This is a genomic window from Agromyces italicus DSM 16388, assembly GCF_000421545.1.
GTDB classification, from domain to species: Bacteria; Actinomycetota; Actinomycetes; order Actinomycetales; family Microbacteriaceae; genus Agromyces; species Agromyces italicus.
Genome location: NZ_ATXF01000010.1, coordinates 219062 through 231562 on the forward strand (window position 1 = coordinate 219062; position 12501 = coordinate 231562).

At 70.2% G+C, this 12501-nt stretch carries 13 protein-coding genes; 8 read left to right on the top strand and 5 right to left on the bottom strand.

Annotated features, from left to right (window positions below):
* The first annotated feature begins 7 nt into the window (after positions 1 to 7).
* Together fbaA and H516_RS0115830 are read left to right on the top strand one after the other, a co-directional pair.
* Complete coding sequence (fbaA, locus tag H516_RS0115825; RefSeq protein WP_022890686.1) at positions 8 to 1042, top strand: class II fructose-bisphosphate aldolase; 1035 nt, start codon at positions 8 to 10, stop codon at positions 1040 to 1042.
* A gap of 11 nt (positions 1043 to 1053) precedes the next feature.
* Positions 1054 to 1740, top strand: a complete 687-nt coding sequence (locus H516_RS0115830; RefSeq protein WP_022890687.1) for a DUF6264 family protein — start codon at positions 1054 to 1056, stop codon at positions 1738 to 1740.
* A gap of 56 nt (positions 1741 to 1796) precedes the next feature.
* On the opposite strand, the gene H516_RS20600 is transcribed toward H516_RS0115830, so the two are convergent.
* A complete protein-coding gene (locus H516_RS20600) occupies positions 1797 to 3080 on the bottom strand; it encodes a vanadium-dependent haloperoxidase (RefSeq protein ID WP_022890688.1) in 1284 nt (427 codons plus the stop codon).
* Between the two features lie 147 nt (positions 3081 to 3227).
* Positions 3228 to 4268, bottom strand: a complete 1041-nt coding sequence (locus H516_RS0115840) for a 4-hydroxy-3-methylbut-2-enyl diphosphate reductase (RefSeq protein ID WP_026378894.1) — start codon at positions 4266 to 4268, stop codon at positions 3228 to 3230.
* A gap of 88 nt (positions 4269 to 4356) precedes the next feature.
* Between H516_RS0115840 and xseA the strand changes: the two genes are divergently transcribed.
* From xseA to H516_RS0115865, 5 genes are read left to right on the top strand one after another with little or no spacing between them, the layout of a single operon-like run.
* A complete protein-coding gene (xseA, locus tag H516_RS20605) occupies positions 4357 to 5655 on the top strand; it encodes an exodeoxyribonuclease VII large subunit (protein ID WP_033197314.1) in 1299 nt (432 codons plus the stop codon).
* Positions 5656 to 5665: 10 nt separating this feature from the next.
* Positions 5666 to 5926 (top strand): exodeoxyribonuclease VII small subunit, encoded by a 261-nt coding sequence (locus H516_RS0115850; protein ID WP_033197281.1) that lies wholly within the window; start codon positions 5666 to 5668, stop codon positions 5924 to 5926.
* Positions 5926 to 6567, top strand: coding sequence for a DUF4245 domain-containing protein (locus tag H516_RS0115855; RefSeq protein ID WP_022890692.1), 642 nt, complete (start codon positions 5926 to 5928; stop codon positions 6565 to 6567). Before H516_RS0115850 ends, H516_RS0115855 begins: the two co-directional genes overlap by 1 nt.
* An 18-nt stretch (positions 6568 to 6585) precedes the next feature.
* Entirely contained in the window at positions 6586 to 7260 is a 675-nt protein-coding gene (locus H516_RS0115860) for a carbonic anhydrase (protein WP_022890693.1), read from the top strand.
* Positions 7261 to 7318: 58 nt separating this feature from the next.
* Positions 7319 to 8734 carry a class II fumarate hydratase gene (locus H516_RS0115865; protein ID WP_026378895.1) on the top strand — a complete coding sequence of 472 codons (1416 nt, stop codon included), beginning with the start codon at positions 7319 to 7321 and terminating at the stop codon, positions 8732 to 8734.
* A 426-nt stretch (positions 8735 to 9160) separates the two neighbouring features.
* On the opposite strand, the gene phoH2 is transcribed toward H516_RS0115865, so the two are convergent.
* From phoH2 to H516_RS0115880, 3 genes are all read right to left on the bottom strand, one after another.
* Complete coding sequence (phoH2, locus tag H516_RS0115870) at positions 9161 to 10471, bottom strand: RNA 5'-3' helicase PhoH2 (protein ID WP_022890695.1); 1311 nt, start codon at positions 10469 to 10471, stop codon at positions 9161 to 9163.
* A gap of 258 nt (positions 10472 to 10729) precedes the next feature.
* A complete protein-coding gene (locus H516_RS0115875) occupies positions 10730 to 11566 on the bottom strand; it encodes a hypothetical protein (protein ID WP_022890696.1) in 837 nt (278 codons plus the stop codon).
* The gene (locus H516_RS0115880) at positions 11566 to 12021 is read right to left on the bottom strand and encodes a hypothetical protein (protein ID WP_022890697.1); all 456 of its coding nucleotides are present in this window, start codon (positions 12019 to 12021) and stop codon (positions 11566 to 11568) included. The genes H516_RS0115875 and H516_RS0115880 overlap by 1 nt, the downstream gene beginning before the upstream one ends.
* A 242-nt stretch (positions 12022 to 12263) precedes the next feature.
* On the opposite strand from H516_RS0115880, the gene H516_RS0115885 reads away from it, so the two are divergent.
* A partial coding sequence (locus H516_RS0115885; RefSeq protein ID WP_157432288.1) for a hypothetical protein occupies positions 12264 to 12501 on the top strand: 238 nt, incomplete at its 3' end.

Consider the following 12501-nt stretch of genomic DNA (forward strand, 5'->3'; position numbering starts at 1 on the left):
GAGCACCATGCCCATCGCCACCCCCGAGCAGTACGCCGAGATGCTGGACACCGCGAAGGCCAAGGGCTTCGCGTTCCCCGCCTTCAACGTCTCGAGCTCGCAGACCCTGAACGCGGTGCTCCAGGGCCTCACCGAGGCGGGTTCCGACGGCATCATCCAGGTGACCACGGGCGGCGCCGACTACTTCGCGGGCCACACCGTGAAGGCGCGCGCGACCGGCGCCCTCGCCTTCGCACGCTTCGCGCACGAGGTCGCGAAGTCGTACCCGATCACGGTCGCGCTCCACACCGACCACTGCCCGAAGCCGGCCCTCGCCGACTTCGTCTTCCCGCTCATCGAGGCCTCCGAGGCCGAGGTCAGGGCCGGCCGAAACCCCATCTTCCAGTCGCACATGTGGGACGGCTCGGCGGTGCCGCTGACCGAGAACCTCGACATCGCGAAGGAGATCCTGCCTCGCATGAAGGCGATCAACGCGATTCTCGAGGTCGAGATCGGCGTCGTCGGCGGCGAGGAGGACGGCGTGCAGCACGAGGGCTCGAACGACGCCCTCTACACGACCCTCGACGACGCGATCGCGACGGTCGAGGCGCTCGGCCTCGGCGAACAGGGCCGCTACATGGCCGCCCTCACCTTCGGCAACGTGCACGGCGTGTACGCGCCCGGCAACGTCAAGCTGCGCCCGGCGCTCCTCAAGGAGATCCAGGACGGCCTCACTGCGAAGTACGGCACCGGTGAGAAGCCGCTCGACCTCGTCTTCCACGGCGGCTCGGGTTCGACCGACGCCGAGATCGCCGAGGCAGTCGCGAACGGCGTCGTGAAGATGAACATCGACACCGACACCCAGTACGCGTTCACGCGTTCGGTCGCCGGCTACATGCTGCAGAACTACGACGGCGTGCTGAAGGTCGATGGCAGCGTCGGCAACAAGAAGCAGTACGACCCGCGCGCATGGGGCAAGGTCGCCGAGTCGGCGATGGCCGTGCGCGTGGGCGAGTCGACCCGTCAGCTCGGTTCTGCCGGCCAGTCGATCACCTCGGCGTAAGGCAGCACCGGATGACTCGCGACGAGGCCGCTCGGCCGTACGACGGTGGACGGGCCGACGAGACCGCGACCGGCGCAGCCGCTCCGCAGGCGCCGGCCACGCCGACCGTGCCGCCCGCCGACGAGCGGCCTCGTCCGAGGTACGGGGAATACGCCCCCGAGGGGTGGACCTGGCAGCCGCCCGCCGATCCGAACTCGAGCACGCCGCCGGCGCAGACGCCTGATGCCGCCGCCCCGGCCTTCGGCGCTGCACCGACCCTCGGCGGCACCCCGGTCCCGGCGTCTCAGCATCCTGGCGCCGCCGCCGCCCGCCCGACCGACCGCGCCTGGACGATCGCTCTCCTCGTGTTCGGGGCGATGGGCGCCGTCTACAACATCCTCTCGATCATCGCGATGCCCGCGAGCGTGCTCGAGTCGATGAAGCTCTCCGCATCGATGATCGGCACCACGCCGCCGACCGAGTTCACCCCCGGCCCCGCAGTGCCGGTGGCGGTCGCCGTCGGCGTGATCGCGCAACTCGCGCTCTGGGTCGGCGCTCTGCTCTGGTCCCGGGCGCGCATGCGCGCAGGTGGGAGCTCGTGGTGGATCCCGCTGGTGGCCGGGATCGTCGCGTTCATCGTCGTGATGATCGTCGGTGCTGTGGTGCTCACGAGCGACCCCGCGCTCGTCGAGTTCCTTCAGACGCCGCCGGCCGTCTGAACCGAGATTCTCCTCCCCCACCGCCTGGATCGTCTCGCCCCGTTCCGCTCCCGACGTCATCCGATCGGCGTGAAGGCCTTGTCGATGACCTCCTGCGCGACCCGGTGGCCGAGCTCGCTGCCGTCCTCCATCGCCGATCTGAAGTGGTAGCCGAGCCAGATGCGGGCATTCATCGTCTCGTCGTCGAGTTCGGCGACCGAGTCGAAACTCCGCGTGATCGCACCCGCACTCACGTCGAGGTCGATCGAGTCCGGGCCGAACAGGTGCCCGAACACCTCGGACGACGAGCCGGTCGCGCAGGCGTGACCGCTCGCGTACTCGGGGTAGGCCGGCGTCGCGCGCAACGGCTTCCACGCGGCATCCACCGTCGTCGCACCGTTTCCGTCGGTGTCGGCGAGCGTGATCGCCGTGATCGGCCGCCAGAACGGGTGATCGTACTTCTCACGCCAGCACGAGATCAGCGCGTCGGCCTCACTCGTACCGAGCAATGCGAAAGCGCGCGCCGTCTCGCTGATGTCGAATCCGCGCTCCGCGGTCTCGACACGCATCGCACCTTGGAACTGCGTCAGCGGGTTCGCGTTCCAGAAGAGGGCGACGTCGGTCTGGGCCTGGGAGCGCACGGCCGAGACCTCTGCGCCCCAGGCCTTCACCTCGTCGAACTCGGCCGCGTACTCGGCGGAGTCGAGCGCCGGCGGACCGGGGAGCGGGAACTGCGTCGCCGACTCGAGCACCAGCGGATCGACGAAACCGAGCCACGGCACCGCCATGGCACCGTTGCCCGGGGGCGTCGGACGCCAGACTCCGGCCGCAGGAACGGTCTCGAGCGGATGGGGGTCCCCACGACCGTCTCCTTCCCTTGCGGCGATGATCGACGCGGCCGCCGCCGTGCCGACGCGGGTGCCGTGGACGAGCCCGACGCCGCGCGGGACGTCGGCCAGTTCCGCGGCGAGCGCGGCGTCGAGCGCGCCCGCGGCCTCGGGGAAGTCGTGCCGGAGTACCGCGTGCGCCGCGGTCGCCGCGGCGACCTCGGGTGACGCGTGGGCGTGCGCACGCGGTTGCGGCAGGAACGTTCGATAGCCCCCTTCGATCGCCACCACGGCGTCGTACATCGCGATCGAGACGAACGAGAAGTAGAGCGGCGACGCGGGCACCGGGACGGCTGCCGCCGGCGGGGGCGGGGCGATCGTCTGTTCCGCGATGCGGCTCCACGTGCGGATCACCTCGGCGTCGCGCCCGACGTCGGGATCGGCGTGCGCCGGCGCCGCAAGGAGCACGGGCGACAGCACACAGGCGGCGACCGCGACGATCGCGGCGAGGGTTCGTGCAGGCAGGCGGGACATCGGTACCTCCGTGGTGGGAGGGATGCGCTCATTCGGGTGACCCGGGGTGATCGGGCCGAGAGTTTCCCTGATGAATCCTCAGCATATTGCCGTGGCGCACACCGCACCTCACCCCGTTCAGGGGGAGGCGGGGGGGTCGGGTCGGGTTCAGCCCTCTGCGGAGCGGCGACCGCCGAGTGCGCGTTCCTCACGGTTGCCCTGGAGGTCTTTGCGCAGCTCCTTCGGCAGCGAGAACATGAGGTCCTCCTCGGCCGTCTTCACCTCGGCGACGTCGGCATAGCCCGCATCGGCGAGCTCCTGCAGCACCTCTTTCACGAGACCCTCGGGCACCGAGGCGCCGCTGGTGACCCCGACCGAGGCGACGCCGTCGAGCCACTCCTGACGGATCTCGCTCGAGTAGTCGACCCGGTACGCGGCCTTCGCCCCGTTCTCGAGCGCGACCTCGACGAGGCGCACGCTGTTCGACGAGTTCGCCGAACCCACCACGATCACGAGCTCGGCCTCCTGGGCGACCTTCTTGATCGCGACCTGGCGGTTCTGGGTGGCGTAGCAGATGTCGTCACTCGGCGGATCCTGAAGCTTCGGGAACCGCTCGCGCAGGCGGCGGACGGTCTCCATCGTCTCGTCGACCGAGAGGGTCGTCTGCGAGAGCCACACCACCTTGTCGGGGTCGCGCACCTCGATGTTCGGCACGTCGTCGGGGCTGTTCACGAGGGTGACGTGATCGGGGGCCTCCCCCGCCGTGCCCTCGACCTCTTCATGGCCCTCGTGGCCGATCAGCAGGATCTCGAAGTCGTCGCGCGCGAAGCGCACGGCCTCGCGGTGCACCTTGGTGACGAGCGGGCACGTGGCGTCGATCGCGTGCAGCCCGCGGTCGGATGCCGCGTTCACCACCGCAGGCGAGACGCCGTGCGCGCTGAATACGATGTGGGCCCCCTCGGGCACCTCGTCGACCTCGTCGACGAAGATCGCGCCCTGCTTCTCGAGCTCGGTCACGACGTGGATGTTGTGCACGATCTGCTTGCGCACGTACACCGGTGCCCCATAGTGCTCGAGCGCCTTCTCGACGGCGATGACGGCACGGTCGACGCCGGCGCAGTAGCCGCGGGGGGCCGCGAGCAGCACCCGCTTGGCTCCGTCGACCGGGTTATTCTTGAGCCGGCCTCGCACGCTCGGGATTCTGGGCATGCCGAGGTCGATCCGCGGTGCATCCGTCAAGCTCGTCACGATGCCAATCCTACGCGGCGCAACCTGGACGGGCGGTCGGGAGGCCAGCGTGACCGACGCACCGGCTCCGCGCGATGCACCGGCTCCGCGCGATGCACCGGCGACGCGCGAGGCGCCCTGGCCGGTCTCGCAGCTCTCGGCGAAGCTCAAGCAGTACCTCGACCGGCTCGGCACCGTCTGGGTCGAGGGCGAGATCACCCAGTGGGGTGTCTCTGGCGGCAACGTCTACGGCAAGCTGAAAGACCTCGGCGCCGACGCGACCGTGTCGTTCCAGATCTGGTCCTCGGTGAGGTCACGGCTCGGCGGCGAGTTCACGCAGGGCGACCGGGTGGTCGCCCTCGTGAAGCCGAACTGGTGGGTCAAGGGCGGTTCGCTCTCGATGCAGGTCTTCGAGCTGAAGCACGTCGGCCTCGGCGACCTGCTCGAGCGCCTCGAGCGCCTGCGCGCGCAGCTCGCGGCCGAAGGGCTCTTCGACGTCGCCCGCAAGCGGCGGCTGCCGTTCCTCCCGGGCGTCGTCGGGCTCATCACCGGAAAAGACAGCGACGCGGAGAAGGACGTGCTGCGAAACGCCCGCCTCCGCTGGCCCGCCGTGGAGTTCCGGGTCGTGCACGCGGCCGTGCAGGGCGACCGCGCCCCGGGCGAGGTGGTCGCCGCGATCGAACGGCTCGACGCCGACCCCGAGGTCGAGGTCATCATCGTCGCGCGCGGCGGCGGCGACTTCCAGAACCTGCTGGGCTTCAGCGACGAGCGCGTCGTGCGGGCCGCGGCCGCGGCATCCACCCCGCTCGTCTCGGCGATCGGCCACGAAGCCGACCGCCCCCTGCTCGACGAGGTGGCCGACCTGCGCGCCTCGACACCGACCGACGCCGCGAAGCGCGTCGTTCCCGACGTAGGCGAAGAACTGCTGCGGGTCGAACAGGCTCGCGCCCGGATCGCACTGCGTCTGCGCACCCTCGTCGCGCACGAGATCGACCGCATCGGCCACCTCCGCACCCGGCCTGCACTCGCCGACACCGCATGGATCGTCGATCGAAGGGCCGAAGACCTCACGCGCTGGGTCGCCCGGGGCGCCGAGCTCGTCGAACGGCAGATCGAACGGCAGACGCATCGCATCGGCGAACTGCGCGGCCACCTGCGGGCGCTCTCGCCGCAGTCGACCCTCGACCGCGGCTACGCGATCGTGCAGGGTCCCGACGGACACGTCCTCCGTGGCCCGCAGGGAGCTCCGGCCGGCGCGACCCTCACCCTCACGCTCGCCGATGGCCGCCTCGCAGCCCGCTCGGAGGGCGAAGCCGCACCGACGGGCTCGGGCGACGGCCCGGTCAAGGGCACGGGCGACGGCGAATAGAATGAGGGCCATGCCCTCCACCGAACTCGACGTCGCCGAGCTGAGCTACGAGCAGGCCCGCGACGAGCTCGTACGCGTCGTCGGCGAACTCGAGCAGGGTTCCGCGACGCTCGAGCAGTCGCTCGCCCTGTGGGAGCGCGGCGAGGCCCTCGCGGCGCGTTGCGAGGAGTGGCTCGTCGGCGCGAAGGCCCGTCTCGACGCGGCCCGCGCGGGCGCCGTGGCATCCTCGGTCGGTCGCGAATCGGCCGGGCGCGAAGGCGGCGAGGCCTGATGGCCGAGCGCGCACCGCGGGTCGTCGCCGAGCTCGGCCGCCCCGAAACCCCTGAAGAGACGGCGGCACGCAAGGCCGAGAACTCGCTCAAGCACCGCCAGCGGCAGACCACGAAGAACCTCGTGCTCGCCCTCGGCGCGAGCCTCGCGCTCGTCGTCGTCATCGTCCTTCTCGTGCCGCGCAGCGACACCCCGCTCGAACGCGACGTCGACGTCGCCCAGGTCGCCGAACAGGCGCAGATCGCCAGCGACGACCCGATCGCCGTGCCCGAGCTGTCCGAGGACTGGCGGGCCAACGCCGCAGAGCTCCGCACGAGCCAGGCCGACGGCGTCACGGCCTGGTACATCGGTTACCTGACCCCGAGCGACGAGTTCATCGGCGTGTACCAGGGCTTCGACGCGAACCCGACCTGGGTCTCGGGGCTGCTCGCTCGCACGCTCGCGACCGGCACGACCACGATCGACGGCGTCGAGTGGACGATCTACGACAACCGCGAGACCGGCGACGACGTCGGCAACGCGCGCTACGCGCTCACCACCGAGTCGGGCGGCAGCACCTTCGTGCTGCTCGGCACTGCCACCCCCGACGAGTTCATCGAGCTCGCGACGGCCATCGCCCCGACGGTCGACGCACAGGACTGACCACCGACGAGGAGCCACGTGACCGAGCAGCCGAACACCCCGACCGTCGAACGGCCCGACACCCCCGCTGCGACGTGGCGCGAGCTCCGGCGCGGCAACGAGCGGTTCGTCGCAGGCACCCCCGATCACCCCCGTCAAGACATCGACCGGCGCACCTCGCTCGCGCACACGCAGCGGCCCATGGTCGCGGTGTTCGGCTGCAGCGACTCGCGTCTCGCCGCCGAGATCATCTTCGACGTGGGCCTCGGCGACGCCTTCGTCGTGCGCAACGCCGGCCAGGTCGTCTCGCCCTCGGCGATCGGCTCGCTCGAGTACGCGGTGGGCATCCTGCACGTGCCGGTCATCGTCGTGCTCGCCCACGACTCCTGCGGTGCCGTGCGCGCCGCGATCGATTCGCAGGCGAGCGACGCCGCGCCGCTGCCCTCGTTCATCGCCGGCCTCGTCTCGAAGATCGTGCCCGCGGTGCGGAAGGTCGCCGGTGTCAGGGCGGGCGACGAAGGCGCGATCGACCCCTCGCACGTCGATGCCGGTTTCGTCGGCCGAGAGCACCTGCGCAACACCGTGACCGAGCTCGTCGAGAGCTCGGAGATGATCAGCGACGCGATCGCAGCGGGTACGCTGGCTATCGTCGGCGCGAACTACCGCCTGTTCGAGGGTCGCGTCGAGACCGACATCGTCCTCGGTCGCATCTGAGGCCGCGCAGCGGCACCTGCCGGCGGGGCCGGCTTCGCAAACCGAAAGGGAACACACCGTGGTGGACAACGCCGCCGACTACCGCATCGAGCACGACACGATGGGCGAGGTGCGGGTTCCCGCCCATGCCCTCTACCGCGCGCAGACGCAGCGCGCCGTCGAGAACTTCCCCATCTCGGGCTCGGGTCTCGAGCCGCAGCAGATCCAGGCGCTCGCGCGCATCAAGAAGGCCGCGGCGCAGGCGAACGCGCAGCTCGGCGTGCTCGACGCCGGCATCGCGCAGGCGATCGAGGCCGCCGCCGACGAGGTCATCTCCGGCGCGCACGACTACGCCGAGCATTTCCCGGTCGACGTGTACCAGACCGGCTCGGGCACGAGCTCCAACATGAACATGAACGAGGTGCTGGCGACCCTCGCGACCACGAAGCTCGGCAGCCCCGTTCACCCGAACGACCACGTCAACGCCTCGCAGTCGTCGAACGACGTGTTCCCGACCTCGGTGCACATCGCAGTGACGGCGGCGCTCATCGACGAGCTGATCCCCTCGCTCGACCACCTCGCGGTCGCCCTCGAGGCGAAGGCCGAGCTGTGGGCGGGTGTCGTGAAGGCCGGCCGCACCCACCTGATGGACGCGACGCCCGTCACCCTCGGCCAGGAGTTCGGCGGCTACGCCCGCCAGGTGCGCCTCGGCATCGAGCGCGTGCGCACGGCGCTCCCCCGCGTCGCCGAAGTGCCGCTCGGCGGCACGGCCGTCGGCACCGGAATCAACACCCCCGCGGGCTTCCCGCAGCTCGTCATCGAGCTGCTGCAGCGCGAGACCGAGCTGCCGATCACCGAAGCGGCCGACCACTTCGAGGCTCAGGCCAACCGCGACGGTCTCGTCGACGCCTCCGGCGCGCTGCGCACGATCGCCGTGAGCCTCACGAAGATCGCGAACGACCTCCGCTGGATGGGCTCCGGCCCGAACACCGGTCTCGGCGAACTGCGCATCCCCGACCTCCAGCCGGGCTCGTCGATCATGCCGGGCAAGGTCAACCCCGTCGTGCCCGAGGCCGTGCTCATGGTGTGCGCGCGGGTCATCGGCAACGACGCGACCATCGCCTGGGGCGGCGCCTCGGGCGCGTTCGAGCTCAACGTGCAGATCCCCGTGATGGGCACCGCGCTCCTCGAGTCCATCCGCCTGCTCGCGAACTCGGTGCGCGTGCTCGCTGACAAGACGATCGACGGCCTCGAGGCGAACATCGAGCGTACGACGGCCCTCGCCGGCATGTCGCCCTCGATCGTGACCCCGCTCAACAAGCTCATCGGCTACGAGGCCGCCGCGAAGATCGCGAAGCACTCGGTCGCCGAGGGCATCACTGTGCGCGAGGCCGTCATCGACCTCGGCTACGTCGAGCGCGGTGAGCTCACCGAGGGGCAGCTCGACAGCGCCCTCGACCTCCTGTCGATGACGCGCCCGCCGCAGGCGAAGTAGCCCTCGAAGCAAGTCGGATGCCTCGTGCCGGTCTCGGCACGAGGCATCCGTCGTCTCGGCCGCATCGCGGGCGCCCCATCAGCGGGCGGCCCCATCAGCGGGCGCCTCGCCCGTCGGGAGGAGTTCGCACGATCGGGAGGACTCGATCGATGAAACGCTCCTCCCCATCGGCCGAACTCCTCCCCACCCGGGCAAGCCTCGGCTCGAGTCCGCACCACCATCGCGACGGGGCCTGCCGCCAGCAGCACGCCGACGATCACGGCGAGCGGCGCGGTGAGTGGCGAACAGGGGGCGAGGCATCCGGCATGCCTCACCGCACCAACCTCACGGGAGGAGAACGCACGATCGGGAGGACCGCAGGCGCGATCGGATCCTCCCGAACGTGCGAACTCCTCCGAACCGCGCGGCCCCGGGAGACCCCGCCCCCTAGGTCAGCTCGGCCCCGTCGAGCACCTCCGCGACGAGCGCGGCGATCGCCGAGCGCTCGCTGCGGGTGAGCGTGATGTGCGCGAAGAGGGGATGTCCCTTCAGCGTCTCGATCACCGAGGCGATGCCGTCGTGCCGGCCGACCCGCAGGTTGTCGCGCTGGGCGACGTCGTGAGTGAGCACCACACGTGAGTTCTGCCCGATGCGGCTGAGCACGGTGAGCAGCACGTTGCGCTCGAGCGACTGCGCCTCGTCGACGATCACGAACGCGTCGTGCAGCGAGCGACCGCGGATGTGGGTGAGCGGCAGCACCTCGAGGATGCCGCGATCGACGACCTCCTCGAGCACGTTGTCGGAAACGACGGAACCCAGCGTGTCGAACACCGCCTGGCCCCACGGGTTCATCTTCTCGCCCTGGTCACCCGGCAGGTAGCCGAGCTCCTGCCCGCCGACCGCGTAGAGCGGGCGGAACACCATGATCTTCTTGTGCTGCTGGCGTTCGAGCACCATCTCGAGACCGGCGCAGAGCGCCAGCGCCGACTTGCCGGTGCCGGCCCGTCCGCCGAGCGAGAGGATGCCGACCTCGGGGTCGAGCAGCAGGTCGATCGCGAGCCGCTGCTCGGCCGAGCGACCGTGCACGCCGAACACGTCGCGGTCGCCGCGCACGAGCTTCACCTCGCGTTCGCCGACGACCCGGCCGAGTGCCGACCCCCGGTCGGAGTGGATGACGAGACCCGTGTTCACGGGCATCCCGTCGACCTCCTTCGTCGTCATCTGCTCGTGCTCGTAGAGCGAGGCCATGTCGTTCGAGCCGAGCGAGAGCTCGGCCATGCCCGTCCAGCCCGAGTCGAGCGCGAGCTCGTGCCGGTACTCCTGCGCGTCGAGACCGATCGAGGCGGCCTTCACGCGCAGCGGAAGGTCCTTGGACACGACGGTGACGGGGATGCCGTCCTGCTGCAGGTTCGCGGCGCACGCGAGGATGCGGGAATCGTTGTCGCCGAGCTGGAGCCCTGAGGGCAGTACTTTGGGGCTCGAATGATTGAGCTCCACCCTGAGCGAGCCGCCGTCGCCGACGGGGATCGGAAAGTCGAGCCGCTCGTGCGCGACGCGCAGCTCGTCGAGGATCCGCAGCGACTGCCGCGCGAAGAACCCGATCTCGGGGTCGTTGCGCTTCGCCTCGAGCTCGGTGATCACGACGACCGGGAGCACGACCGAATGCTCGGCGAAGTTGAAGAGTGCGCGCGGATCGCTGAGGAGCACCGAGGTGTCCAGGACGTACGTGCGCTCGGCCTGCGCGACGCCGTCGCGCATCCCGTCCACGGGGCGTGCCTTCGCACGCGATCCGGAACGACCGACCGATTCAGGAGTAACCGATGACGCCACAACCGCTCCCGCCCCGGGCATTCCTGCCCGGTTCACGCGACGGCCGGCGAGCCCTCCACGAGCGGTTCACGAGCCGACTCGAACGGGCGATCTGCCCGTTGAGCCGAACCTACGTCCGGCTCGCGCGAACCGTGCGAGCGACACGCGGGTCGACGCGCGCCGTTCACATTCGACGTCGCCGAAAGCTCAATCGCCGCCCGGCGCGTTGATGATCGACACGTCGACGGAGTCACCGCGATGTCGGAATCGGACGACGCTTCCGTCTGCGAGCCCCTCCGCGTAGGCGAAGTCGGAGACGGGGGCGCGCCACACCGCGATGTCGACGATCAGCTGCGCATCCGCGGGCGTGCAGGCCGCCTCCAGCGGCTCGTCCGCCGAGCGATCGATGAGGATGAGACACGGGTTGCCGAAGGCATCCCGGGCGGACCACGGCTCCACCCCACGGTAGGCCTCGTACGACCTCAGCGTCGTCGTGTCGATGTCGTACCACTCGACGGGCTCCGCAGTCAGCGCGAGCACCTCCTCGTCGCCGCGGTTCGCGGTCGACGCCAGCGTGGCAGTCGGATGAGGTTCGCCCACCCAGGCCATCCCCCACGAGATCGCGACGACCGCGAGCCCGGCGCCGACGCCCAGCCAGATCGGGCGCGACCGTCTCGAGGTCATTCGGCGCCAGCCCGACGCGGCAGACGGTGCGCCGATCGCCGACGGTACGGGGCCCGCCGACGGTACGGGGTCCGCCGACGGTACGGGGTGCGTCGACGGCCCGGCGCTCCAGCGTTCGAAGTGCGACCGGTCGCTCGCCGACTCGGCGTGCGTCGACGATTCGACCTCGGTTTCGATCCGGCCGGCCGACTCGCCTTCGATCCGCGCGGCGACGGCATTGGCGGCACGCCGATTCTCGAGTTCGGCGAGCCGTGCGAGCCCCTCGGGATCGTCGAAGATGTCGGCGTTGCGACCGTATGCCCGCGCACGCAGCTCCCGCAGCTCCCGCTCGTCATCGCCGCGGATCGGAGGGCCGCCCATCACTCCGCCCCAGCCGGGCGCAGGACGAAGGCGTCCACGGTGTCTCCTCGCAGCTGGAACCGCAGCCGCTGACCGGGCCCGAGTCCATGCGACTGAGTATCGACGAACAGGTCGGCCCCGGACGGCACGCACGAGCGTGCGACGATGTCGTCGGTCGCCCGATGGTACGCGATGAGACATGGGGACTCGAACGCATTCACCGCCGACCAGAGTTCGAACCCTCGAAAGGCGCCGAAGGCCGAGAGCGTCGAGAGCTCGATCTCCTGATCGTGCCCGCCGTACCCCGGTTTGGGCCTGAACCCCGTCTCCCCGCCCTCCGACTCCATTCGGAGGAGCAGTTGATCATCGGGGTGCGCCCCGGTCTGCCGAAGTGTCGCGTCAGCGCGCGGCGCCGGCGCGACCAGGACCGTCGCGTACGCCGCTGCCACGACGACCGCCGCTGCGACCGCGATCACGGTCAGAACCGATCGCAACTTCGAAGCGCGAAACGCTCCCGCGGGCGGATCGGCACTGGCGTCGGTCTTGCGGGGCGGCGAATCTCTCCCCATGCGGCGGAGCCTATACCCGCGGCAAGGCGAAGTGCTATGCATTCCGGAGCCCCGTCGGGGGGGGGGTGCCCCTATGTCTTTCGTCAAGTCCACTGGCCCAAACCCAAGCGTGGTCACGACAACAGGTTTGGGCGCGGCAGAATACGTGGATGACGATTACTACCCGGATGGCTACGGTCACGGATGAGGGGTGGCTGTTCCAGCTCCACGAGGATGCTCACAAGGAATTGGTTGAAGCGGCCTATGGTCCGTGGATCGTGGTGCAGCAGCAGGAGTTCTTCCGCCCGCTCGTCGATGATCACGACGTCTTCATTCTCGAACAGGACGGGTCGGCTGTTGGCGCGGTGTACTTGGGCATCCGCGATGAAGACACCTGGCTCGAGCTCA